This window comes from Solemya velesiana gill symbiont, assembly GCF_002020805.1.
Classification (GTDB): Bacteria; Pseudomonadota; Gammaproteobacteria; order Chromatiales; family Chromatiaceae; genus Sedimenticola_A.
Genome location: NZ_MPRJ01000022.1, coordinates 1 through 24,287, shown reverse-complemented (window position 1 = coordinate 24,287; position 24,287 = coordinate 1). Strand labels below are relative to the sequence as shown.

At 52.3% G+C, this 24,287-nt stretch carries 22 protein-coding genes; 13 read left to right on the top strand and 9 right to left on the bottom strand.

All coding sequences use genetic code 11. The features are described from left to right. Positions 1 to 40: 40 nt before the first annotated feature. From sucC to BOW53_RS04835, 3 genes are all read left to right on the top strand, one after another. Positions 41 to 1,204 carry an ADP-forming succinate--CoA ligase subunit beta gene (sucC, locus tag BOW53_RS04845; RefSeq protein WP_078486384.1) on the top strand — a complete coding sequence of 388 codons (1,164 nt, stop codon included), beginning with the start codon at positions 41 to 43 and terminating at the stop codon, positions 1,202 to 1,204. Between the two features lie 22 nt (positions 1,205 to 1,226). Beyond that, positions 1,227 to 2,096, top strand: coding sequence for a succinate--CoA ligase subunit alpha (gene sucD / locus BOW53_RS04840; RefSeq protein WP_078486383.1), 870 nt, complete (start codon positions 1,227 to 1,229; stop codon positions 2,094 to 2,096). Positions 2,097 to 2,247: 151 nt separating this feature from the next. Continuing rightward, positions 2,248 to 2,586, top strand: coding sequence for a P-II family nitrogen regulator (locus BOW53_RS04835; protein WP_078486382.1), 339 nt, complete (start codon positions 2,248 to 2,250; stop codon positions 2,584 to 2,586). Positions 2,587 to 2,651: 65 nt separating this feature from the next. On the opposite strand, the gene BOW53_RS04830 is transcribed toward BOW53_RS04835, so the two are convergent. Next, a complete protein-coding gene (locus BOW53_RS04830) occupies positions 2,652 to 3,482 on the bottom strand; it encodes an outer membrane protein assembly factor BamD (RefSeq protein ID WP_078486381.1) in 831 nt (276 codons plus the stop codon). Between the two features lie 105 nt (positions 3,483 to 3,587). On the opposite strand from BOW53_RS04830, the gene rluD reads away from it, so the two are divergent. From rluD to BOW53_RS04805, 5 genes are all read left to right on the top strand, one after another. Beyond that, positions 3,588 to 4,547, top strand: coding sequence for a 23S rRNA pseudouridine(1911/1915/1917) synthase RluD (gene rluD, locus BOW53_RS04825; RefSeq protein WP_078486380.1), 960 nt, complete (start codon positions 3,588 to 3,590; stop codon positions 4,545 to 4,547). After that, positions 4,540 to 5,274, top strand: a complete 735-nt coding sequence (gene pgeF, locus BOW53_RS04820) for a peptidoglycan editing factor PgeF (protein ID WP_078486379.1) — start codon at positions 4,540 to 4,542, stop codon at positions 5,272 to 5,274. The genes rluD and pgeF overlap by 8 nt, the downstream gene beginning before the upstream one ends. Positions 5,275 to 5,327: 53 nt before the next feature. Continuing rightward, entirely contained in the window at positions 5,328 to 5,834 is a 507-nt protein-coding gene (locus BOW53_RS04815; protein ID WP_078486378.1) for a glycine cleavage system transcriptional repressor, read from the top strand. A gap of 3 nt (positions 5,835 to 5,837) precedes the next feature. Continuing rightward, positions 5,838 to 6,362: a peptide deformylase gene (def, locus tag BOW53_RS04810; RefSeq protein ID WP_078486377.1), complete on the top strand. Its 525-nt coding sequence runs from the start codon at positions 5,838 to 5,840 to the stop codon at positions 6,360 to 6,362. Between the two features lie 79 nt (positions 6,363 to 6,441). Beyond that, on the top strand, positions 6,442 to 8,874 hold the full coding sequence (locus BOW53_RS04805) for a phosphoethanolamine transferase (RefSeq protein WP_078486376.1): 2,433 nt from the start codon (positions 6,442 to 6,444) through the stop codon (positions 8,872 to 8,874). 6 nt (positions 8,875 to 8,880) lie between these two features. Here BOW53_RS04805 and BOW53_RS04800 read toward each other — a convergent pair whose 3' ends face one another. The 3 genes from BOW53_RS04800 to BOW53_RS04790 all read right to left on the bottom strand — a co-directional run bounded on the left by BOW53_RS04800 (position 8,881) and on the right by BOW53_RS04790 (position 12,748). Then, positions 8,881 to 9,303: a GtrA family protein gene (locus BOW53_RS04800; protein WP_078486375.1), complete on the bottom strand. Its 423-nt coding sequence runs from the start codon at positions 9,301 to 9,303 to the stop codon at positions 8,881 to 8,883. Beyond that, positions 9,300 to 10,463: a glycosyltransferase family 2 protein gene (locus tag BOW53_RS04795; RefSeq protein ID WP_078486374.1), complete on the bottom strand. Its 1,164-nt coding sequence runs from the start codon at positions 10,461 to 10,463 to the stop codon at positions 9,300 to 9,302. The genes BOW53_RS04800 and BOW53_RS04795 overlap by 4 nt, the downstream gene beginning before the upstream one ends. A 71-nt stretch (positions 10,464 to 10,534) precedes the next feature. Next, a complete protein-coding gene (locus BOW53_RS04790) occupies positions 10,535 to 12,748 on the bottom strand; it encodes a tetratricopeptide repeat protein (RefSeq protein ID WP_078486373.1) in 2,214 nt (737 codons plus the stop codon). 204 nt (positions 12,749 to 12,952) lie between these two features. Here BOW53_RS04790 and clpB point away from each other — a divergent pair, with 204 nt between their 5' ends. After that, a complete protein-coding gene (gene clpB / locus BOW53_RS04785; RefSeq protein WP_078486394.1) occupies positions 12,953 to 15,547 on the top strand; it encodes an ATP-dependent chaperone ClpB in 2,595 nt (864 codons plus the stop codon). Positions 15,548 to 15,582: 35 nt separating this feature from the next. After that, on the top strand, positions 15,583 to 15,984 hold the full coding sequence (locus tag BOW53_RS04780; RefSeq protein ID WP_078486372.1) for a hypothetical protein: 402 nt from the start codon (positions 15,583 to 15,585) through the stop codon (positions 15,982 to 15,984). A 313-nt stretch (positions 15,985 to 16,297) separates the two neighbouring features. Here the strand turns inward: BOW53_RS04780 and BOW53_RS04775 are convergent, their stop codons facing one another. Further along, positions 16,298 to 16,954, bottom strand: coding sequence for a histidinol-phosphatase (locus BOW53_RS04775; protein ID WP_078486370.1), 657 nt, complete (start codon positions 16,952 to 16,954; stop codon positions 16,298 to 16,300). Between the two features lie 160 nt (positions 16,955 to 17,114). On the opposite strand from BOW53_RS04775, the gene BOW53_RS04770 reads away from it, so the two are divergent. Together BOW53_RS04770 and ptsP are read left to right on the top strand one after the other, a co-directional pair. Beyond that, a complete protein-coding gene (locus BOW53_RS04770) occupies positions 17,115 to 17,639 on the top strand; it encodes an RNA pyrophosphohydrolase (protein ID WP_078486369.1) in 525 nt (174 codons plus the stop codon). 19 nt (positions 17,640 to 17,658) lie between these two features. Further along, positions 17,659 to 19,926, top strand: a complete 2,268-nt coding sequence (ptsP, locus tag BOW53_RS04765) for a phosphoenolpyruvate--protein phosphotransferase (protein ID WP_078486368.1) — start codon at positions 17,659 to 17,661, stop codon at positions 19,924 to 19,926. Positions 19,927 to 20,093: 167 nt separating this feature from the next. Here the strand turns inward: ptsP and BOW53_RS04760 are convergent, their stop codons facing one another. The 4 genes from BOW53_RS04760 to BOW53_RS12730 form a co-directional block, all read right to left on the bottom strand. After that, positions 20,094 to 21,026 (bottom strand): ABC transporter permease, encoded by a 933-nt coding sequence (locus BOW53_RS04760; protein ID WP_245831998.1) that lies wholly within the window; start codon positions 21,024 to 21,026, stop codon positions 20,094 to 20,096. Between the two features lie 72 nt (positions 21,027 to 21,098). After that, positions 21,099 to 21,986 (bottom strand): ABC transporter ATP-binding protein, encoded by an 888-nt coding sequence (locus BOW53_RS04755; protein ID WP_172838769.1) that lies wholly within the window; start codon positions 21,984 to 21,986, stop codon positions 21,099 to 21,101. Positions 21,987 to 22,464: 478 nt separating this feature from the next. Continuing rightward, positions 22,465 to 22,977, bottom strand: coding sequence for a chromosomal replication initiator protein DnaA (locus BOW53_RS04750; protein WP_135607005.1), 513 nt, complete (start codon positions 22,975 to 22,977; stop codon positions 22,465 to 22,467). Beyond that, positions 22,974 to 23,279 (bottom strand): hypothetical protein, encoded by a 306-nt coding sequence (locus BOW53_RS12730; protein WP_078486366.1) that lies wholly within the window; start codon positions 23,277 to 23,279, stop codon positions 22,974 to 22,976. Before BOW53_RS12730 ends, BOW53_RS04750 begins: the two co-directional genes overlap by 4 nt. 185 nt (positions 23,280 to 23,464) lie before the next feature. On the opposite strand from BOW53_RS12730, the gene sfsA reads away from it, so the two are divergent. Further along, entirely contained in the window at positions 23,465 to 24,172 is a 708-nt protein-coding gene (sfsA, locus tag BOW53_RS04745; RefSeq protein WP_078486365.1) for a DNA/RNA nuclease SfsA, read from the top strand. The last annotated feature ends 115 nt before the right edge of the window (positions 24,173 to 24,287 follow it).

Sequence of the window (24,287 nt, the reverse complement as noted above, 5' to 3'; positions counted from 1 at the left end):
ACAGAATAGCACCTTTTTTAACTGACGGGTCGTAACACTAATGAATCTACATGAGTATCAATCCAAGCAGTTGTTTGCAAAACAGGGGATCCCCGTTCCTGAAGGTAAGCCCGCCCAGACCGTAGACAAGGCCCGCGAGGCAGCCCAGGTCATCGATGGTGAACGCTGGGTGGTCAAGGCCCAGGTTCATGCCGGTGGTCGAGGTAAGGCCGGTGGAGTCGTTTTGGTCGACAGCCTGGATGCCGTGGAGGCCGAGGCCGAACGCCTGATTGGAAGCCGCCTGGTGACCAAGCAGACAGGAGAGCCGGGTCTGCCTATCGATACCCTGCTGATCGAGGCACCTACCGATATTGATCGTGAACTCTATTTGAGTGCGCTGGTTGACCGTGCTGAGAGAAAGATACTCTTCATGGCCTCCAGTGCCGGTGGCATGAACATCGAGGAAGTCGCTGAGGAGACGCCTGAGAAGATCGAGACCATTCACGTCGATCCGGCGGCTGGCCTCCAGGGATATCAATGCCGCAAGTTGGCTTTTGCCCTGGAACTTGAAGGTCAGCAGATCAGGGAGTTCAATAAATTCATGCGGGGGCTCTACAACCTGTTCGTCGAAAGCGATGCCAGCCTGGTGGAGATCAATCCACTGGTAGTGACCAAGGCGGGTAACCTGATTGCACTGGATGCCAAGATCAATCTCGACGACAACGCCTTCTACCGCCAGAGCGAACTGGTAGCGTTGCGAGACGTGGCACAGGAGGATGAGCGTGAAGCCAAGGCCAAGGAGCATGATCTCAACTACATCACCCTGGATGGAAACATCGGTTGCATGGTCAACGGTGCCGGGCTGGCAATGGCCACCATGGACCTGGTCCAGCTGAAAGGTGGTGCCCCGGCCAACTTCCTGGACGTGGGTGGCGGTACCACCGCTGAGCGTGTGGCCGAAGCGTTCAAGCTGATCCTCTCGGATGAGAAGGTCGAGGCCGTGCTCGTCAATATCTTTGGCGGCATCGTGCGTTGTGACCTGATTGCCGACGGCATCATTCAGGCGGTTAAAGAGGTGGATGTGAAGGTGCCGGTAGTGGTGCGCCTGGAGGGTACAAATGCGCCAGCCGGCCTTGAAAAGCTGGCTGCCAGTGGCCTGGCCATCGAAACTGCTGCAGACCTGAGCGAAGGCGCCGAAAAGGTCGTCTCTGCGGCTAAACGCTGAACACCGGACATAGGAAAAGATTGTGAGTATCCTTGTAAACAAAGACACCCGCGTGATCTGTCAGGGTTTTACCGGCAAGCAGGGCACCTTCCACACCGAGCAGGCGATTGCCTATGGAACCAACATGGTGGGTGGCGTAACTCCCGGTAAAGGCGGTCAGACCCACCTGGGGCTGCCGGTGTTCAATACCGTACATGATGCTGTCGTGGAGGCAGGTGCTGATGCCAGCATGATCTACGTTCCCGCGGCATTTGCAGCTGATGCAATTCTCGAAGCGGCAGATGCTGGAATCAAGGTGATCGCCTGCATCACCGAAGGTATCCCCGTGTTGGATATGCTCAAGGTGAAGGCTGCCCTGGAACAGTACGATTGCCGCCTTATCGGCCCCAACTGTCCCGGGCTCATCACCCCCGGCGAGTGCAAGATAGGCATTATGCCGGGCATGATCCACCAGCCTGGCAAGATCGGTATCGTTTCCCGTTCAGGAACCCTCACCTATGAGGCGGTCCACCAGACCACCAAGGCTGGTTTGGGCCAGAGTACCTGTGTGGGAATTGGTGGTGACCCCATTCACGGCATGAACTTCATCGACTGCCTTGAGATGTTCCAGGAGGATCCGCAGACCGAGGGCATCGTCATGGTGGGTGAAATCGGCGGTTCTGCCGAAGAGGATGCTGCAGAGTATATCCAGCAGCACGTGACCAAGCCCGTGGTGGCTTATATTGCCGGTGTCACAGCACCTCCAGGAAAGTGCATGGGGCATGCCGGTGCCATCGTCAGTGGCGGTAAGGGTACCGCTGATGGCAAGTTCGCTGCCCTGGAGTCAGCGGGTGTTGCTACCGTTCGTTCGCCTGCCGAGATCGGCCAGCGCATGCTGGAATTGATGGGGTAACAGGGTAGTGCCACAGGGATGCGGCGTTACTTTCAGCATTTCATTAGTTTTGTGCCAACCGGTTTAGGCCTGCTAGTATATACGGGATACACCATGTGTTGACCGGCGTCTTCGCCACGGACGGATTGCTGTGTACAGGAGCAAAAAACCAATGAAAAAAGTCGATGCAATTATCAAGCCTTTCAAACTGGATGACGTTCGCGAGGCCTTGTCCGCTGTTGGTATTACGGGCATGACTGCCAGTGAGGTAAAGGGTTTTGGCCGTCAGAAGGGCCATACTGAACTTTACCGTGGCGCAGAGTACGTGGTTGATTTTCTGCCCAAGGTCAAGATCGAGGTGGTGATCAACGAAAGTCAACTGGATGAGTGCATCGAGGCGATTACCAACGCGGCGCGTACCGGCAAGATTGGTGATGGCAAGATCTTTGTTACCTCGGTGGAGAAGGTGGTACGCATTCGCACCGGTGAAGAGGGCGAAGCTGCCATTTGACCGGCGTACTGCAATAAAAAAGGGGAGCCATCTGGCTCCCCTTTTTTATTTGTAACTATGATTGCTCAGTTTTCATCCAGTTCCAGGTAATCCCAGAGCTTCCGGCCAATCGACGGCTCTTCCTCCAGTTTAGGTGTCGGAACCTCGAAGTTGCTCTGGGCCTCGTTCAGTGCAAGAACACGTTGTGCATCTGCCGAAAGCTGTTCGAGTCCAAGTTTATCGTAGGCCTCGATCATCGTAATCAGTGCTTCCTTGACGGCAGGCGTGCGCTGGTATTTTTCGATCACGTTAACACACCGGTTCGCTGCAGCTAGGTAGGCGCCCCGCTTCATGTAGTAGCGGGCAACATGCACGTCGTGCATGGCGAGGTTGTTGCGGAGGTAGGCCAGGCGTGTGCGCGCATCCTCGGCATATTCGCTATCGGGAAAGCGTCTCACCAACTCTGCGAAGTCATTGAACGAGTCCAGTGCGGTACCCGGATCGCGTTGGGAAGTGTCTGTGGGTACGAAGCGAGAGAAGAAGCCGATATTGCGGTTGAAGTTGACGATACCTTTCAGGTAGTAGGCATAATCAACATACGGGTTACGGGGGTGCAGCTTGATGAACCGGTCCGCTGCAGCGATAGCTGATTCATGCTGACTGTTTTTATAGTAAGCATAGGCGACATCCAGCTGGGCCTGCATGGCATAGCGCCCGAAAGGATAACGCGCCTCCAGGCTTTCGTAATATCCAATCGCTGTCTCGTAATTTCCCTCCGACATGGCATAGGAGGCCTCGGAGTAGAACTTCTGGGCGCTCCATCCCTTGGTCTTGTCCACCTCTTTCGGGAGCAGAGAACATGCGGGCAGGAAAAAGAGCGTTGCCAGCAAAATAAGGACTTTAGTGGTTGCCTTCATTAATGGAAGCCGTAATCATGGTTAACTGAATGCCGAAGTATACCTCAAAGCCTGAATCCAGGCACTTTAGAGAAGGGGGGGCGGTGTGACGATGGCGAGGTTGAATTGACTGAGAAGATTGAACATTTGGATGCACGAATAGGTCTGGATTTGGCTGGGAAGCGGCTGGATCAGGCCTTGGCCGTGCTTTTTCCCGATTTTTCCCGCAGCCGTCTGCAGCAGTGGCTGAAGGAGGGGTTTGTCACGCTGGATGGTCGTCAGTGCAAGGCAAAGGACAAGGTTGTCGGGGGGGAGCTTGTGGAGCTTGAGGTCCACCTTGAGGAGCAGGTGGAGTGTGCGCCACAGGCGATTTCCCTGGAGATCGTCCATGAAGACAGTGAGATATTGGTGATCAACAAGCCTGTGGGATTGGTGGTGCATCCTGCGGCTGGAAATCCGGATGGCACACTGCAGAATGCCCTGCTGCATCATTCACCGGATCTGATCCAGCTTTCTCGGGCGGGCATCGTGCATCGCCTCGATAAGGAGACCAGTGGGTTGTTGGTGATAGCCAAGACGCCGGGTGCCCACCGTTCATTGGTCGAGCAGTTGCAGGCACGGGCCTTCAAGCGCGAGTACAGGGCAGTTGTTGCCGGGGTGATGACAGCCGGTGGTGTAGTCGATGCGCCAATCGGGCGACATCCGGTGCATCGTATCAAAATGGCTGTGGTGAATTCAGGCAAGCCAGCTATGACCCATTACAGGGTACTCGAGCGATTTCGGTCTCACACCTATCTCAAGGTGAACCTGGAGACAGGGCGGACCCACCAGATTCGTGTGCACATGGCGCACATTCGTCATCCACTGGTTGGTGATCCCCTCTATGGAGGGCGTTTTAAAATACCGGCCGGTGCTTCACCTGGACTGATCGAGGCGCTCCGTGGTTACCGTCACCAGGCGCTGCACGCCAGGTTTCTTGGCCTGGAGCATCCAAAAACCGGCGAATGGGTCGAATGGGAGGTACCGATACCGGAAGACATGCAGACCTTACTCCAGGTCATGCGGGAAGATATGGTCGATGGTTGAATTGATCTATCCGGACTGGCCAGCTCCAGAAAGTGTTCGTGCTGCTGTCACCACCAGGCAGGGTGGTTACAGTAAAGCGCCTTATGGCAGCATGAACCTGGGGGATCATGTTGGAGATGATCCCGACGCCGTTCGACGCAATAGGGAGCACCTGAAGCAGGTGCTCGATTTACCTTCAGAGCCGCTCTGGATGAAACAGGTACACGGCTGCGGGGTTGCTCAGTGCGGGGTAGATGGCATCGGTACTTCAGCAGACGCCTCTGTTGCATCAACACCTGGCCAGGTTTGTGCGGTGCTGACCGCTGATTGCCTGCCGGTACTCCTCTGCAATCGCCAGGGTAACTGGATTGCTGCAGTTCATGCCGGTTGGCGTGGACTGGTCGCGGGGGTACTGGAGGCTGCCCTTGAACATTTTGACCAACCTGGGAATGAGATTATGGCCTGGTTGGGGCCGGCGATTGGCCCTGAGTCTTTTGAAGTCGGAGAAGAGGTGCGGGAGGCTTTTGTTTCCCGGGATCACCGGGCAGAGAGTGCATTCGTGACTGGTCGCCCGGGTCATTGGCTGGCCGATATCTACGCATTGGCGAGATTGCGTCTGGAAAGGGAAAAACTGGGGTATATCGGGGGCGGGCAAGGCTGTACAGTAACAAAGTCTGATCGTTATTTTTCCTATCGACGTGACGGAGTTACAGGCCGGATGGCATCAATGATCTGGATCGCACCTTGAGCGGCACCTCTGTTCGGAAACATATTCAAACCCACAACGGGGAATGGTAGAAGATGAGCAACTGGAAAATGTTGACCCTGGTCGGTGAAGACCGGGCGGGAATTGTGGCGAGGGTCACGAAAGCACTCTATAAGAGTGGATGGAACCTGGGTGAGGCCTCGATGATCAGGCTGGGAGGCAACTTCACCATTATGATGATGGTCAGTGGCGAAGGGGATATGGCTGCAGTGCTTTCTCCTGTGACCGAGGCAATGAATCTTCGTCTTCACGTGGATGAAATCGTCGGTGGTCTGCATCAGCATATGGTGCCCAACATTCAGGTTCGAGTGGCTGGAGCTGACAGGGCAGGTATCGTCGCCCAGGTCACCGGTGTCCTCGCAGAGGCTGGGTTTAATATTCTTGAGCTGGAATCGGATGTTGCCGGTACCGAGGAGAGCCCTGTGTATATCATGAACATCCAGGGTTTTGCCGAGGCAACCCTGGAGTCCCTGGAGAGCGCGCTGGCGAAGTTGGGCGATATCGACGCCAATGTATCGGCCATCGAAACTTTGATCGGGTAACAGATGGCCATTCTGGAAATACTGAATATACCTGATGAGCGCCTGAAACAGGTTTCCGAGCCTGTTGAAGAGTTTGGTGATGAACACAGAAGTTTCATAGATGATCTTGAAGAGACACGCCAGCATGGTCCTGGTGCTGTAGGCATAGCGGCGCCACAAGTTGGTCGCTTTCAGCGCATAATCATCGTGGATGTATCCAACACCCGGAAACCTGTGCCGAATCACGGCTACATGATTCTGGTTAATCCGGAAATCGTTCACTGGGATGGATATGAGATGGGAAGGGAGGGCTGTCTCTCGGTGCCTGATTACACTGGCAACGTTATTCGTGCCACCCATATCAGGGTCAAGGCCCGGGATCCATTTGGGAAGCCGCTGGAGTACGAGATGGAAGGTTTTGAGGCACGGGCTCTCCAGCATGAAATTGATCACTTGGATGGCATGCTGTTCACCGACCGTGTGGTCAGCAGGCGAACTGATCTTTTTCAGCGCAAAACCTACCAGAAAGGCGGCAGCAAGAAAAAATAGTTCTTGATGGTTTCTCTGATGTTAAAGCTGCTAATGACGCGAATTGTATTTGTCGGGTTGTTTTGGAAGAAGTATCCCAGTGAAAGTAGAGCCGAACAATAATTATACGCTCAGCGTGCTGAGTTATCTGTTGCATATCGCGATAGGGGTGGTAGGGATTAGTCTGCTCTACAGTGTAAAGCTGGGCTTTGAGAATACTGCTTATTATTTATGTGTATATTTTCTTGTTTTTACTTCAATTGAACTTATCAGGTTACTTCTCCCGGTAGCTATATTCCGCGTTACTTTTATATTGCCTTACATGATGTTTATCATTTTATGGACACTCGTTATTGCGCTCCATAGTGATAACAGAGATGCATATGGACCGGTAACTGGGGATACAGTCAAGGCAATTTATCAAAGTAATTGGCGCGAGATGGGGGAGTATCTGTATCTATATACAAGCATTTCAAATGAGGTCTATCTGGCGACATGGCTTGGAGGAATGCTGGCCTCCTTTCTATGGGTGGCTTTGGGATCACTGAAGAAATCTTCAATAAAGGGAAGGGTTGCCTTTCTTGTTGCGGCGAGTTCAATGTTTTTTGTCGGCCTCACACAATTAAAATCAGAAGTCTCGCTTATATATAGCGAGGCAAAGACTTATGGAGAAACATTAGAGCGCTTTCAGAATTCCCGCCAATCAATTGATTCTCTTCCTTGGGTAAGTTCAGTATCGTCAGATTTCCAGGGAAATCTTATTGTGGTTATTGGGGAGTCAACGACTCGTCATCATATGGGAATTTACAACTATGCCAGGGATACAACACCAGCCTTAAATGATCGTGCAGACGAGTTGGCAATTTTCAAGGATGCGATAGCTACGCATTCGCATACTACAGAATCATTATCTGATGCGCTGGCACTTAATTCACGTACTGATCGTAAAGAAATTCATGAAATTCCAGATGTCATCAATCTGTTACAGAGTGCCGGATTTCATGTGACATGGTTAAGCAATCAGAATGCTGTTGGTATTTGGGATAACACTGTTTCTGCTATGGCCAGGGAGACAGATTATGTCAAGTTTCATGATGCAGCGTCAGGCAAAACATTCAAGCGTACATCGTATGACATGTCGATGATTCATACCCTTGATAGATTGCTTGATGGGAACAAGTCCGTATCCAAGAAGGTAGTGTTCATGCACATGATGTCGACCCATTTCCCTTACTGCACGATCATACCCAGTGAATTTGAAGATTTAACAGGTGAAACATTTTCTGTTCCAATGGATGCAGCGTATCTTGGTTCGATATTTTCAAGGGGGGGCGAGCAAGGATTGAGTCTGGATCAATTGACGCGTCGAATTGCTTTGATTAATTGCTATGACAGCGCAGTTAAATATGTTGATAGTTTTCTTGATACGTTACTTGGTCGCCTGGAAATGAGTGATGAACCGACTGCCGTAGTGTATATCGCAGATCATGGCGAAGCTCCATTATTGGGTACAGGACATGAGAGCAGAATGCACTCTCACTTTCATGTCGAGATTCCGTTTGTTGTTTGGAGTAATTTGGCGTTTAAACGGAAGCATGTTGATATATGGAATCGTATTAAAGAAGCTGTTGATAGACCTATATCTTTGATTGATTTTTCATTTGGTCTGCTGGATATTGTGGATGTGAATGGCGTCCCAGGATTGAGCAGTCGGAGTTTCTTTTCGCCTGGTTATGAGGATTTTGATCGTACAACATTACACGAGAAGGTTCACTATGACGGTTTTTGCAGTGAATCAGACAATATCGAAAGAACACGTGCCAACTTGTTGGCTTTTTCAAAAATAGATAGAGAAAAAAATCGGTTCAAAATATGGGCTCATCGGGTTAATAGTCATGGTTCGCTACTTGAGGCGAAGGATGCCTTTGGCGGTGTGGAACTGGATATTGTTTTTGACGAGAAAAAAGAGAGATTCTTTGTTTATCATCCACCAGCTGACAACCATGGCTTAACACTTGAAAACTATTTAAAGCAGGATAAAGAAGGATTGGGATATTGGTTGGACTGGAAAAATCCAAGCGAGAAAAATATGGCGCGCGCAATCAAGCGCTTGGAAGGTCTCAATAGCGAGTTTCAATTTAAAGGTAGAGCCTTGGTAGAGACTCAGCAAGGTTTTCAGGATACAGGGAAGCTGACAAAGAATAACTGGAAATCGAGTTTCTATCTTCCCACAAAGAAGTTGCTCGTACTGCTGTCTGACGGAAATGAAGCGCAGATAGATTCGGTAGCTGATGAGGTGGTCAAGTTAATCGAGAAGCACGCTTATAATGCGATTTCGTTTGACGTGCGGTTGTATCCATTTTACGAAAAATGGTTGAAAGATTACGTACAAAATAATGAGATGGATGTTTATGTATGGGATCAATCTCTGAGGATAGATGCAGAGGATGCAATAGATCGAATATCTGTTTATATGGATGATGACACTATTGATATCTTTTTGGTGAATTTTCCTTCACCATTCGACTTGTAAGGTTTGTCAGTCAGCTCGGAAGACAATTAATCGAGAGCCCCAATAATTAAAGATGAGAGCTACAGCTGATGAAATAACAAGGGCAATGAAAGGGTGTGTGATTAGGTTCAACTCCAGTGAAATAACGAAAAAATATGTTCCCAGGTTTATAGCTCCACCGATACCGTTGATAATTGCATAGCGCAGCCATTCATTAAATTCCTCTGGAGATTTTTTCTCGTAAAAAGTGAAATGGCGATTCAGTAACCAGGTTACTGTTAAAGCTATAGAAAAAGATATCAGCCTGGCAGTAACTAGCGAACTGCCGAACTGGTATACAAGTAACATCAGAATGGTTGCATCGGTGATGAATCCGGCAGCGCCAACATAGCAAAAACGTAGAAAAGACGAATTCAGAAGTCTACGTATGTCTGATGTCATGAGATTCATGTGTCTTCAATGGTTGTCCGTATTTTGAAGAAACTGATGAAAAACGATCCAAAGGTCAGTTGAAGGCCTGTGGCAATTGCTGCGATAGAGGGGATTGCGATACGCATCTCCTTTGCGGGATCCAGGCTGCCAAACCCGGTCTCCCCCCAGCTTAGAACAGCATAAATTGATCCCAGTACCCCCAAAAGGAAGAGCGTGGCACCAATAATGATGCCGTGCTCAAGTTTAAATTTATTTGTGATGACGGCCAGTCTTTTGTTGTCGGGAAGGATCCCTATTTGAGTGCCGTACAGTCTTGCGGTAACAGCAAAAATAATAAGCTGCATGCCAATTGAAATGGCTAGTGAACCGTAAAGTAAAGTATGTATGTCAAGTACAATAGCTCCGATACTCAAGGGACCGAAAGAGAGGATTGATGTTGTAGTTAATCCGGCAAGAAGTAATACGATACCAGGGTAGAAGAAAAGCCAGCGTGGGCTGAATAGAAGTAAAAAACGAAGATGCCGCCATCCGTCATGCCAACTTCTGAGATGAGGAGGGCGGCTGCGACCGTCAGGAGATAGTGTCGTAGGGATTTCCGTGATCTTTAAATTGTGCAAGGTTGATTTAACAACCATTTCGCTGGCAAATTCCATCCCTGATGTTTTTAGGTTTAGAGATAATATGGCGTCTTTGTTAAAACCTCGCAACCCACAATGGAAGTCTTTAATTGAGCTTGGAAACAGTATTCTTCCGATAAAGCTGAGAGCTGGATTTCCAAGATATCTATGTAGCGGTGGCATGGCGTGGGGTTTTATTCCGCCACGGAATCGATTGCCCATGACAAGGTCATACCCATCCCGTAGTTTTTCTACGAAATTGTTCAGGTCAGAGAAGTCATAGCTGTCATCAGCGTCGCCCATGATAACGTATCGGCCCTTCGCGGCTTTTATGCCTTCAATAAGTGCGGCACCATACCCTTTCCGCTGAACGTTAATGACACGTGCACTATGGCTTACGGCAATTTCCTGTGAGCCATCTGAGCTACCGTTATCAGCAATTAAAACCTCACCTTTTATTCCGGCATTATGCATATACTTTGATGCTTTGTTTATGCAGATTTCAAGTGTCTCAGCTTCATTCAAGCAAGGCATTAATATTGTAAGTTCAATATCATTCATTTTATCACCAGGGTCAGAACGGAATTTTAAGCCAGATCCGCGATATATTTTTTACATTGCAATCATGTTGCTCATTCATGCGTCAAATTTAATGGATCTTTCATCCAGTCTGTAAAGCCAATATCGAATTCGCCTCGGTCAATATTTTCGAGCAGGGCTTGTGCTTGCAGTCTTATCTCTTCATGCTCCTCCGTGGATTGTTGAAGGATAGAGTTTAGAATGATTTCGGCCTGGTGTGTTTGGCCGACAACGAGGCCGGTAAATGCAAGCTGATATAGATCCTCTATTGCTTCGATTGCCATGAATGGGTCTAGCGATCTGTTTAGATAGTCGTAAGCAGTGGGAAAATCTTTCAAGAGATAGTGGCAAGTACCTATGTGTTTGTTGATAAACAGCTTTGATTGCTTGTTCGAGATATTGGTTGCCCGCTCGTAGTGAACAATGGCTTCTTGGCATTGTTCGCTGTTTTCCAGAATGTTGCCAAGTAAGAAATGCGCATTGGGTTTATCTGGAAATCGCTTGGCCATTGTCTGTGCATATGGCAATGCTTCATCAAATCTTTGCGAATCGATCAGTATCCTGACCAATGCGTGATAAGACCTGAAAATGTTCGGTTGGCTTTCAATAAATGATTTCAGTGCATGAACAGCTGTGTCGGCGTCAATTGATTTGTCGATAAGGTTGAATGGATTTAATTCTTTAATTTTACTTTTGGCTGTAATGGCCGGTTGCGATGCACTATTTGCATATAGAATATAGAGATCATCGAAAATAACCGGGATAAACTCGGGTTTGCTTTTTATGATGTTTCGGAAGTATTTGTGTGATCTTTGTACAACTATAAAGTCTACGTGATATTTCTGTGTGGCACTCAAAAAACCTTGATCAGTATTGAATGCGTTTCTTATTTCGGTGAAGTCGTGTTCGTCAAATGGAGGGAACTCCATATCCGAGTGTATGAGTATATAGGGATAAAGCTCCCATTGGATGTAACCCCCGTATGATGGTGGTACAAGAATGTTCCCCTTGGCGCCGCTTTCAGAAATAAACTGTGTTATTTCGGTTGGTAGTTCGGTGTTGTCGAATGGGTAGGGGAGAGATGTATCCAGTTTTTGTCCTATGGATGCAAATGGGATAATGGCAACAACCGTGATTATCAATAAATAAGTGTGGTTGTTCCCTCGGGTTTGTTTATTCCAATTAAATGTTTGGCTCCAGGTTGCAATTAAGGGTAAGACCAGCAAGGCCCACTCCCATGCCAAGCGGGTGCCCCGGAATAACAGGTATGCCCCTCCTGCAAACATGATCAGATGACTGATTCGCGGCGAGCGGATATAGATACTCTTTATCACTGCGATTATCGCAAGTATGCAGATTACGGCAAGCGTGTCAGTATGTGAAAAAATGAGATCGTTGATCACAATGGTATGCAGGGCTTCAGGTGGGATGGGTCTCATCTCCTGGATGAACTCTGTAATGAGTTCTGGCGTACTGAACGATGCAAGAAGAACATCGAAGCCGTGAGGGTTTAATCCTGTTGCTACTCCGCATAGTAATAGCCAGATAGGGAAAAAACGTGATCGTTTCTGGCCAGGATCGACGTTAAAACGTTGGTTTGTGAAATATTCAATAAAATATGCGCCACATATCAGGCCGCCTACCACCCATTCAACTCCGTGAACATTAACCCATATTGTTGTCAATATCGGCAGTATCGGTGTCCATTTCGGTCTCAATTCCAGGATAAAGAGGAAGAGACTGATCATCAGGTAGGAAACAAGGTGGGGTCTGAGTTGATAACCTCGTGATTCAATAAAAATCACAAATACAGAGGTGAGTAGTATGAAGAGTATGAGGTTGCGGTGTTCCCAGACATGTTCAAAGAGAATACGCATAACAAGAGTTAGCGTTCCAACAAGAAGCAAGGTTCGGATAATGACCAAACCCTGGTAATCAAACCATTCGTATACCTTGTATATTGAAGCCTGAAATCCCCAGAAATAATTGATCCATTCCCGGTCTGGATGCAGGAAAGAGAAGAATGGGGTGATTGGCACTTCACCCGTGTTCCAGAAATAGCGACCCCCGTTGAGGTGATACCACATATCGGTATCGCCTTTAACGATCGGCATGAGCAGCTGATATATCAGTATGAACAAGACCAGGGATATGGCGTATAGACGTGCATAGCCAACCGGGTTTTCTTGCACATGTCTTGCCGCTTTTCCCAGAGTGTCGGAGACATGCCGTGATGCGCGGTGGAGGCTGTCTAGGGTGATGTCCATCGGATTGTCAGCATTTTTCTTTTAATCAATGGTAATGGACAGATAGTTTGCCCGAACTCATGTCCATTTTCCATGAAAGGGGCCGCAAGGTCGTATCCGGAGTTCTCTGGATCAAACGGGTGGTTTTTTGGGGAGTGGTGTTGAAAATCGAGTGTTGTTACCCCAGATATACGGACAACCCCAGAGTTTTTAGAGGAATCCATGATGCGAATGGATAAGCTGACAAGTAAATTCCAGATGGCACTGGCGGATGCACAGAGCCTGGCTGTTGGACGCGACCATCAGTTTATCGAACCTGTTCACCTGATGACCGCCCTGTTGGACCAGGAGGGTGGAACCGCCAGGCACCTGCTGGCTCAGGCCGATGTCAATGTAAACCAGTTGCGATCCAGTATGGGGGACGCATTGGACAGGATGCCGGTTGTGCAGGGTGCAGGGGGTGACCTGCACATCTCCAATGATCTCGGGCGACTGCTCAACCAGACGGACAAGTTTGCCCAGGAGCGGCAGGATCAGTACATATCAAGCGAGCTGTTTGTTCTCGCAGCGGTGGATGACAAGGGAGAGCTTGGTGATCTGCTGCGTAAAGCAGGAGCTGTCAAGCAGGCCATGGAACAGGTGGTTGATCAACTGCGTGATGGTCAGAACGTAAACGATCCCAATGCCGAGGATCAGAGGCAGGCCCTGGAAAGGTACACCATCGACCTGACTCAGCGTGCAGAACAGGGCAAACTGGATCCAGTAATTGGCCGGGACGATGAGATTCGCCGCACCATCCAGGTGCTGCAGCGTCGCACCAAGAACAATCCCGTACTGATTGGCGAACCGGGTGTTGGCAAGACTGCCATTGTGGAGGGGTTGGCCCAGCGTATCGTCAACGGCGAAGTGCCAGAAGGGCTCAAGAACAAGCGACTCCTATCTCTCGATATGGGGGCCTTGATCGCTGGTGCAAAGTTCAGGGGGGAGTTCGAGGAACGATTGAAGGCGGTGCTCAACGACCTGGCTAAGCAGGAAGGTCAGATAATTCTTTTCATCGACGAGTTGCACACCATGGTCGGTGCAGGGAAGGCCGAAGGGGCTATGGACGCCGGCAATATGCTGAAGCCTGCACTTGCACGTGGTGAACTGCACTGTGTCGGCGCCACCACCCTGGATGAGTATCGCCAGTACGTGGAGAAAGATGCGGCCCTCGAACGGCGTTTCCAGAAGGTGCTGGTGGGTGAGCCGACGGTGGAAGACACCATCGCTATTCTTCGTGGACTCAAGGAGCGTTACGAGGTCCATCACGGGGTGGAGATCACTGACCCTGCCATCGTGGCTGCCGCCACGCTTTCCCATCGCTATATCACCGATCGCCAGCTGCCGGATAAGGCCATCGACCTGGTGGACGAGGCGGCATCCCATATCCGCATGGAAATCGACTCGCTGCCCGAAGAGATGGACCGCCTGGAACGTCGCCTGATCCAGTTGAAGATCGAACGTGAGGCACTCTCCAAGGAGAGCGATGAAGCATCCAAGCGCAGGCTTGGCGACCTTGAGTCGGAGATTGAGAAGCTGGAACGTGAGTTTTCGGATCTCGAGGAGATCTGGAAGTCAGAGAAGGCTGCTTTGCAGGGCACGACCCATGTAAAGGAGGAGCTGGAACGCGCTCGCCTGGACATGGAGACGGCACGTCGTGCTGGTGACTTGGCCAGGATGTCCGAGTTGCAGTACGGGCGTATCCCGGAACTGGAAAAACAGCTGGCAGCTGCAGCCCAGGCCGAGAGCCAGGAGATGCAACTGCTGCGCAACAAGGTGAGTGACGAGGAGATCGCCGAGGTGGTCTCCAAGTGGACGGGTATCCCTGTCAGCAAGATGCTTGAGGGGGAGCGCAAAAAGCTGTTGCGCATGGAGCAGGAACTCTCCAGGCGTGTAATCGGCCAGGAAGAGGGCATTGCCGCTGTCTCCAACGCCATTCGCCGTTCAAGGGCCGGCCTTTCCGATCCCAACCAACCCAACGGTTCCTTCCTGTTTCTGGGTCCCACCGGTGTCGGCAAGACCGAGTTGTGCAAGGCGCTTGCTGAGTTCCTTTTCGATACCGAGGAGGCCATGATCCGCATCGATATGTCCGAATTCATGGAGAAGCACTCCGTGGCACGCCTGATCGGCGCTCCTCCCGGCTATGTGGGCTACGAGGAGGGGGGGCACCTCACAGAAGCCGTTCGCCGCCGCCCCTACTCCGTGATCCTGCTGGACGAGGTGGAGAAAGCCCACCCCGATGTCTTCAATGTGCTGCTGCAGGTGCTTGATGATGGCCGTTTGACCGATGGCCAGGGCCGGACTGTGGACTTCAGAAACTGCGTGGTCGTGATGACCTCCAATCTCGGTTCGGAATTGATTCAGACCATGGCATCGGAGGAGCGCTACGGGGAGATGAAGGCGGCGGTAATGGAGATTGTGGGCGAACACTTCCGACCGGAGTTTATCAACCGTGTAGACGAGATAGTCGTATTTCATCCCCTGGGACGTGAACAGATCCGGGCGATTACTGATATCCAGATTGACTATCTGCGCCAGCGTTTGGCAGACAACGATATCGGACTGGAACTGTCCGGTGCCGCCCTCGATCAACTCGGGGAGGCCGGTTTCGACCCGGTCTACGGGGCACGGCCACTCAAGCGGGCAATCCGCCAACAATTGGAAAATCCCCTGGCCCAGGAGATTCTTTCGGGGCGTTTTTCGGGGGGCGATGTGATTCGTGTCGCCAATGAGAACGGCCAACTGACATTCGGTAAGGGTGGCAGTGACGATGCTGGATGAGGTGACGGACTCCCCAATCCAGCCGGGTCTTTCTCATGCTTGAGTACATCTTCTTCGACGAGCGTCCCTGGAATCGCTTCGTTGGGTTTCTACAGGAGAAAGGACTTTCGCCGGTAGCCGATCACGAAGACCAGGGCTACATGGTCCGGTTGCCAGAGGATACGGCTGATGGCCTGATGGACGATATCGAGGCTTTTTACGACGAGATGCTCGATATGAACGAGGCGCTGTTCATCGAAGAGGAAGGAGCAGGGCAGCTACATACCGCCGGCGTTACGGTGAACCTGAAGAATGGGAGAACGGTTCAGGCCGCGGTGGATCCGAAGCTGCTGAACCGGATCCTTGAGGTGGTGAGTGCAGAGGAGCTTGGGCGCCTGGTCAATGCCATCGTGGATGCTGTCGAGAACCCGGACGACCGCTCCATCTGCCAGCGCTAGTGGCCTGGCTGGTCAGCCCGAAGGTTTCGGTTGTGTTGGGAGAGGCTGTTCTTCAGCCTCTTTTGATTGCTCTTGTTCAGTCTCGGACCTGCTTTTTTGGATCCGCTCCACTTTGCTCTTTTCCACCATCTCTATGTACTCTTTCGGTGTTGCCGTGGTGGGGCGCTCGGGCTGTCTTTCAGCTTTGTACTGGACGTAGATGACTACCCCCACAATGGCGATGAAAACAGGAAAAATGGATTAATTTTCATATCAGTCAATCATTTCAGTTCTGACGCTGAGTTCAAGCATATACGAGATCTGACAATCTGGCCTACTCCCGCAGGGTGATGATAGGCCAGTCGAGGCTTTTGGCATGGTGGGTCAATGCTTCGTCAGGGTCAACAGCCACGGGCTTGTCTACCCGTTCCAGCAGCGGAATGTCGTTATGGGAGTCGCTGTAGAAGCTGCTTCCCGAAAGGTCAGCGCCGGTTGCTTCCAGCCACTGCTCCAACCGCTCAACCTTGCCATTCTTGAAGCTTGGGGTACCGCTGACCTCCCCGGTATAGCGTCCATCAACCATCTTCGGATCGGTGGCGATCAGGTTTTCAATGCCCAGTCGCTGGGCGATGGGGGATGTCACGAAGGCGTTGGTGGCGGTGATGATCATCAGGGTGTCACCGGCTTCCCTGTGCCTTGATACCAGTTCCTGGGCCTTGGGCAGGATGATGGGCTCGATCATCTCTTCGAGGAACTTTTCACGCCAGTCCTGCAGTGCTTCGAGAGAGTGTTCGCTGAGGGGTTTCAGGGAGAAGCGCAGGAATTCGAATATATCGAGCCTTCCTTCATTGTAGTCGTGGTAAAAACGCTCGTTTTCCCGTTGGTAGTACTCACCGTCTACCACCCCCTGTTCGGCGAGAAAAATCCCCCATAGATAGTCGGAATCACCCGCCAGCAAGGTATTGTCCAGATCGAAAATGGCCAGCGCCACAGCCGCAACTCCCCGTCAGTCCTGGAAAAACAACCGATTCTATCAGAATCCCGCTCTTTGGCCGAAGTCAAAAACCGACTGGAGGAGGAGAGAGGTTGCCGGGGCACTGCCGAATGTGGAAAAATCGGGACAGTTAGAAAATATTTCAAATAGGTTTCTTTTGATAGATTCGGAAGGTTATAGGCCAAACGTCGGTATCATCCTCTGTAACAATCAACGCAAACTGTTCTGGGGTCGCAGGGTAGGCCAGAACGCATGGCAGTTTCCCCAGGGGGGCATCAAGTCCAATGAGACCCCGGAGGAGGCCATGTACCGGGAGTTGGAGGAAGAGGTCGGTCTCAAGCCTCACCAGGTGGAAGTGATGGGTGTCACCGGTGACTGGCTGCGATATCGCCTGCCCAAGCGTTATATCCGGCACAATTGCCAGCCCCTGTGCATTGGCCAGAAGCAGCGTTGGTTTCTGCTCAAGGTGATGTGCAAGGAGACAGATTTTTGCCTCACCAATTCGCCCAAGCCGGAGTTCGATCACTGGCGCTGGGTTAAGTACTGGCAGCCGCTGCGTGAAGTGGTCTATTTCAAGCGTAAAGTCTACTCCCGAGCGTTGGAAGAACTTGCTCCATTGCTTTTTCCAGGGGGTACTCCAAGCCGGAACTCAGCGAATTACCTGCGCCAGAACAGGTGCTGACAGGTGAAGGCTGAACCCTATGCTTGAGACCCTGCATCGCATCGTACAGGCAGTCAATGCAGCGCCGGACCTGGACACTGCACTGAATCTTATCGTCAAGCAGGTCAAGCAGGCGATCAACACCGACGTCTGCTCAGTCTACCTCACCGATTTCGAGCAACGCAGTCATGTACTGCAGGCTACCGAAGGGCTGCGTGAAGAGGCTGTTGGCAAGGTGAGTCTTCCTCTGCACCGTGGACTGATCGGGTTGGTTTGCGAGCGGGCAGAGCCCCTCAATCTCGATGACGCCCCCAGTCATCCCCGTTACCATTTCGTCAACGAAACCGGTGAGACCTCCTACCACGGTTTCCTGGGTGTGCCCATTATTCAAAACCGCCGGGTGCTTGGGGTGCTGGTTGTCCGGCACCGTGAACCGCGCCAGTACGAAGATACGGAAGTGACCTTTCTGTTTACCCTGGCGGCACAGTTGGCGGGCGCCATCACCCACGCCAAGGCAAGCGGTGAGCTCAATGGGGCCGGTGAGACCGGTGCCCAGGCACCAACCCGTTTTCTGCAGGGGAGACCGGGGGCCACCGGTGTGGCGATGGGTAAGGTGGTGGTTATCTACAGTCGGGCCGACCTGGATGCAGTACCTGACCGGGTCACCGACAACCCCGAAGAGGATGTCGCCCTGTTCAGGGGGGCGGTTGACAGGGTAGAGAGTAATCTGCGCGATCTTCAGTCCAAGCTCAGTGACGATCTGCCTGCAGAGGATCGGGCGCTGTTCGATGCCCTGTTGCTGATGCTGGGGGGCGATACCCTGGTCACCGAGACCATCGAACGGATTCGCCAGGGTGAGTGGGTGCAGACGGCCCTGCACCATACGATCGAAAGTCATGCCAGGGTCTTCGATGAGATGGATGACGTCTATCTTCGGGAGCGTGCCTCCGATATTCGTGATCTTGGCAGGCGCATCCTGACTTACCTCCAGAGCGAGACACCACAAGAGGAAGTTTATCCCGACAACACCATACTGGTGGGGGAGGATGTCAGCGCTGTGGATATGGCTGAGGTTCCCAGCGACAAGATTGCAGGCATCATCTCGGCATCCGGTTCCAGTTCTTCTCACGTAGCGATTCTTGCCCGGGGGATGGGTATTCCCGCCGTCATGGGCGTAACCGACCTGCCGGTGGGACGCATGGAGGGGCGCGAAGTCATTCTCGATGGTTACCGGGGGCGTGTCTATGTCTCTCCGGCTCCTTCTGTACGGACCGAATATGAACGCCTGGCGCAGGAGGAGAAGAGACTCTCGGAGGAACTGGAGGCACTGCGTGGGGAGGACTCGGAAACCACGGATGGCGTGGCGGTATCTCTCTTCCTCAATACAGGCCTTGTCTCGGAGATGAGTTCATTCAGTGCAGATGAATCCGGAGGGGTCGGGCTCTATCGTACTGAACTGCCCTTCATGGTGCGTGACAGCTTCCCCACTGAAGAGGAGCAGAAGAACAATTACGCCAACGTGCTGGCGACATTCCACCCAAGACCGGTGACACTGCGCACGCTGGATATCGGGGGCGACAAGCCTTTGCCCTATTTTCCAGTAGACGAGTCCAATCCGTTTCTGGGGTGGCGTGGTATCCGCATATCACTGGATCATCCGGAGATTTTTCTTACCCAGATTCGAGCGATGATCAGGGCCGCTGAGGGCTACAGAAATCTGCAGATCATGCTGCCGATGATCAGCACGGTAACCGAGGTGGATGAACTGATGTCACTCATCCATCGAGCCCATGATGAGCTGCTTGATGAAGATTACTCGGTGACCATGCCGCCGGTGGGCATCATGGTGGAGGTGCCTGCCGCTGTCTACCAGATAGAGGCCCTTGCCAGGCGGGTTGACTTCATATCGGTTGGAACCAATGACCTCACCCAGTACCTGTTGGCGGTGGATCGTAACAATCCAAGGGTGGCGGAACTCTATGACGACCTGCATCCAGCAGTGTTGAAAGCCTTGATGCAGGTGGTCGAGGGTGCCAAGGCCTACAATCAGCCTGTCAGCGTGTGTGGTGAGATGGCTGGAAATCCAATGGCGGCGGTTCTGTTGCTGGGTATGGGAGTGGAGAGCCTGAGCATGTCATCAGGCAGCTTGCTCAAGGTGAAGTGGGTCATCCGCAGTTTCAGCAGATCCAGGGCGAGTCAGCTGCTCAAAGCGGTCTTGCGTATGGAGAATTCCGAGCAGGTACGCAGTTACATGGAGAATGCCCTGGACGAGATGGGGCTGGGTGGATTGGTTCGACCTGGAAAATAGGTTATTCCTACGCTGACCGCCATGGAAGGCTGAAAGTAACGAGCTTGCGATGTTATCGCGTAGCGGTCGGTGACCAGGACGTCCGGGGCACTAAATAGGCTGTCGAAGGCCGAGTCGATTTTGGGGACTTGGATGCCCCAAAATCTTTCACGAGGTCGAAGACTCGCTTATTCCCACCTGAAACTACGCGCACCAATAAGAAGAAACAGGGCACTCATCAGAACAAGAACGCCGAGATGGTGGCTGATCTGAGTAAATCCAGCACCATCGATCATCACCGCTCTTGCTGCATCAATTACATGGGTAAGAGGCAGAAACTGGGCAAGTTGTTGCACGACTGCCGGCGACCCTTCCAGGGAGAACCAAACCCCAGAGAGCAGCATCATTGGCCAGCTCATCAAATTCAGAAATCCATTGGCTGCCTCCTCGTTGGACATTCTGGCGGCCACAATCAGGCTGAGGCTGATCATGCAGAATGTACCCAGAATGAGAATGATGAACAGATTCAGGTGAGAGCCATACATTCGAAAGTTTACAAACAGGTCAGTACCGGAATAGATCATCATGCTTACCAGTGCAATCAGCCAGAGCCTGGAAAAGATCTGGGCAGATATGAATTCGAGGGCTGTCAGGGGTGTCGCTTTGAGGCGTTTGAGTACACCGTTTTTACGGTAGCGAACGATTGCGTAGCCCACACCAAAAAGGGAGCTGAACATGATATTCATGCCCAGTATGCCGGGTATAAGCCAATCCACGTAGCGGATTTCATCCCCACTGACAGCAACACGTTTGAACTTTTCTCCTCCTGCATTCAGCAACCGCCCGAGTATGTAACCTTTGGCTGATGTGTCGTTGATCCAGTAGCGAGCGCCCGAGGTGTCCAGCAGCATATCCAGTTGATGTCTTTCAACCTTGGTAACGGCAGCCTCGATCTTATTCATGGGGATGAATTGAATGTGCCTGGTTTCCAGAAACTGTGTCCCAGCCTGGTTATCGGGGCTACCAATAAGACCGACCTTGAACAGGTCACTGCCATCAGTGGTGAACGCAAAGGCAAAACTCATGACAATGAGTACCGGGAGCGCAATGTTCCAGGTCATTGCTGTCCGGTCACGCAGAAACTCACGATTACGGGCAGTTAAAACGGCTAGAAAACGGTGTATTCTCATCTTTCAGGCCCGTAATTCACGACCGGTCAATTCAAGGAACAGGTCTTCCAGGGTGCGGCTGCGCACCTGTAGGTGTGCCAGTGGTACGCCATGGTTGACCAATAACCTGATGCTCTCGTCTACATCGTCGCTGAGAATATCAACCTGCCCGTTGTGTCTATGGACAATGAATGCCTTGTTGCTCAGCAGATCAGGAGGAATATCCGCCGAAGGCAACGTGATGACTGAGCTGTCAAAATGGCGCTTCAGCAGTTCCCGGGGTGAGCCGTGGGCTATGAAGCGGCCGTGATCCATAATGGCAATCTCGTCACACAGTTCGTAGGCCTCTTCCATGTAGTGCGTGGTAAGCACCACGGTCTTCTTTTCAGCCTTGATATCGTGGATCAGATCCCAGAAGTTTCGGCGGGATTGGGGATCCAGGCCCGTGGTGGGTTCGTCCAGGAAGATGACCTGGGGGTCATTGATCAATGCGATGGCAAGCAGTAGGCGTTGATGCTGGCCTCCTGAGAGATGCCTGGTGTCACGCTCCAGGAATTCGCCGAGAGCGCAACGTTCGATCAACAGGTCCATTGGCTGGGTCTGAGTGTAGAAATTCGCAAACATCTCCAGTGCTTCGTGTACCTTGAGATGTTCCTGGAGGGCGGTGCTCTGGAACATGATGCCTGCTTCACTGCGGAAGCGGATGCCGAGTGGCTGGTCCATGTAGTGAATAGTGCCGGCGCTGGGCTCAATAATGCCCTCAAGCATCTCCACTGTGGTGGTTTTACCTGCACCGTTGGGTCCCAGCAAGCCGAAACAGATCCCCTGGTTGGTGGAGAAACTGACGCCATCAACCGCTTTGACCTTGCCGTGGTGTTTGACTAGGTCGCTTGCTTTCAGAATCGGTTTCATCTGATTCCTGACTGGAAACCATAAAGGGGCATTGTAACCAATGCGTGACCGAAAATATTGGATCGAATTTCAGGAATCTTAACACTGCATTGAGGGAACGCAGTGATAGGCTCAGAAGCTACTGCCGGCAGCGGTGATGCCGCCGGCAGTAGTCATAAGTTATCCCTTGGATTTGGGTGCAGTCTCTTCGGATGAAGCAGGCTCTTCCTCTGTCATCGGCCGGAATACCGGCTGCTAGCCGTTGGGCAGCATGCCCTGGGTACCGGGCACTGCCCCGGGGGTGGTGACATTGGTGCTGGTGCCTGCTGAATGGGTGCCGGTGCCATCTGTGGCTCCTGTGCAGGCGGGGGTGGAAATCCCCCTTCGGGAGCAGGTGCCATTTCCCCCTGCATGGGATAGCTGCCGGGAAACTGGGGAGGTGGTGCCATCTGTGGCTCCTGTGCAGGCGGGGGTGGGAATCCACCTTCAGGAGCAGGTGTCATTTCACTCTGCATGGGATAGCTGCCTGGATACTGGGGGGCGGCATGCCTTGCTCAGGCGTTACGCCAACACCGGGAAAACCGCCGGGTTGCTGAAACCCCTGGGGCTGATCCGGATAGCCGCTAAATGGTGGTTGCCCGTAACCCTGGCCTGGGTCGTAACCCGAAGGTGGAGGGGTTTGGGAGTAGCCTGGAGCATATCCCTGGGGATAGCCGCCCTGGACGCCGGGTGCTGCTCCCTGGGGCGGACAACCGTAGCCTGGATCGTAGGCCGGCTGACTTGGGTAACCATATCCTCCCCAACTACCCGGGGCACCATATTGATCATATTGCTGTGGATAGCCATATTGCGGGCCAGGCGCCTGCTGGGGGTAGCCATAGCCAGGAGCACCCTGTCCCCACTGTCCAGGTGGTGGGGCATTTCGGTAGTCTGGTTCCTGGTCTTTCTTGCCGAACATGTTGCGCATGGGATCCATCATGTTGTTCATGGGCCCGGGCATCTTGTTCATCATGCTGGACGGGTTGAATCCCTTTGAGCCCGAGTCAGACGGGCCTGGCCGTAGTAGGGTTCGCCGTAACCGTAGGTGGGTGGTTGGTCATAATAACCCCCCTGAGGCTGCTGGTAACCGTAACCGCCGCCTTGGGGTAGTGCGTCAGAGGGAGGCTGCGGTGCAGACTGCCATGTACCTTGCTGAGCAGGAGTTGCCGGAGGAGCGCTATAGGGGCCTGTGGGTGGGGGATAGCCATTGTCCGCGCAGACGTGGGAAGCTGCCAAGCCTACACAGCAGGCAGTGATCCAGCGTGTTACTTTCATGAAGGTACTCCTTGCACTATGATTGCGGTCCGGTTACAGCCGTGGATTTCCTGGTCATCCGGATCTATTTGGTTCTGTTGCGGAAATAACCGCGTATCCATTAATACTAGTGTTCAGCCGGGAAAGCGTCCATTGCTTTGTGGCGCAGGAGCGGGCTATAAACTTTATAATTGGCAGGGTATTTCATGGAGTTGCCTCCTTTAACCACTGGCAGGATTCTCAAACGCTACAAGCGGTTTCTTTCCGATATCGAATTGGACGACGGTACTGTGGTTACCGCGCACTGTCCCAATACCGGCAGCATGGCAGGGTGCTGGGAGCCGGGAGCGCCAGCCCAGATCAGCTACAGTGACAACCCGAAACGAAAGCTCCGGTGGACACTGGAGCGCATCGATATGGGCCAGGGGTGGGTTGGCGTGAATACCTCGCGAACCAATGCCGTTGTTGCCGAGGCGATATCGGCAGGCCGTGTACAGGCGCTTGCCGGCTACGCCGAACTAACGCGTGAAGTGAAATTTGATGCGCCGGAACACCCCTCATCCCGTATTGACCTGATGTTGAGTGGCGGAGACCGGCCCGATGCGCTTGTGGAGGTCAAGAATGTCACCCTGTGGGATGGCGAGCGGCTTAGGTTTCCGGATGCGGTCAGCCAGCGTGCGACCAAGCACCTGCATGTGTTGCGCCATGCAGTAAAGCGCGGTATGCGTGGGGTCGTGCTGTTCGCGCTCAACCGCCCGGAAGGTGAGTGCTTCTCTCCCGCCGGCGATATCGATCCTGTGTATGCAGAAACCCTGGAGGAAGTATTGACCGGGGGAGTTGAGGCATACGCGCTGCGCATACGTCATGACCAGCGTGGTATGCGTGGGGAAGGCATGGTGCCCGTGGTGCTTTAGCCTGGGTTTGTTGGTCCTAGCAGGCTGTTGAAATTCTCCCCTGAATCCTGAAGATAACGTCTACCCCAAGAGAAAGGAAGCAACCACGATGCGCGGCCCCGACATACAGCAGGAT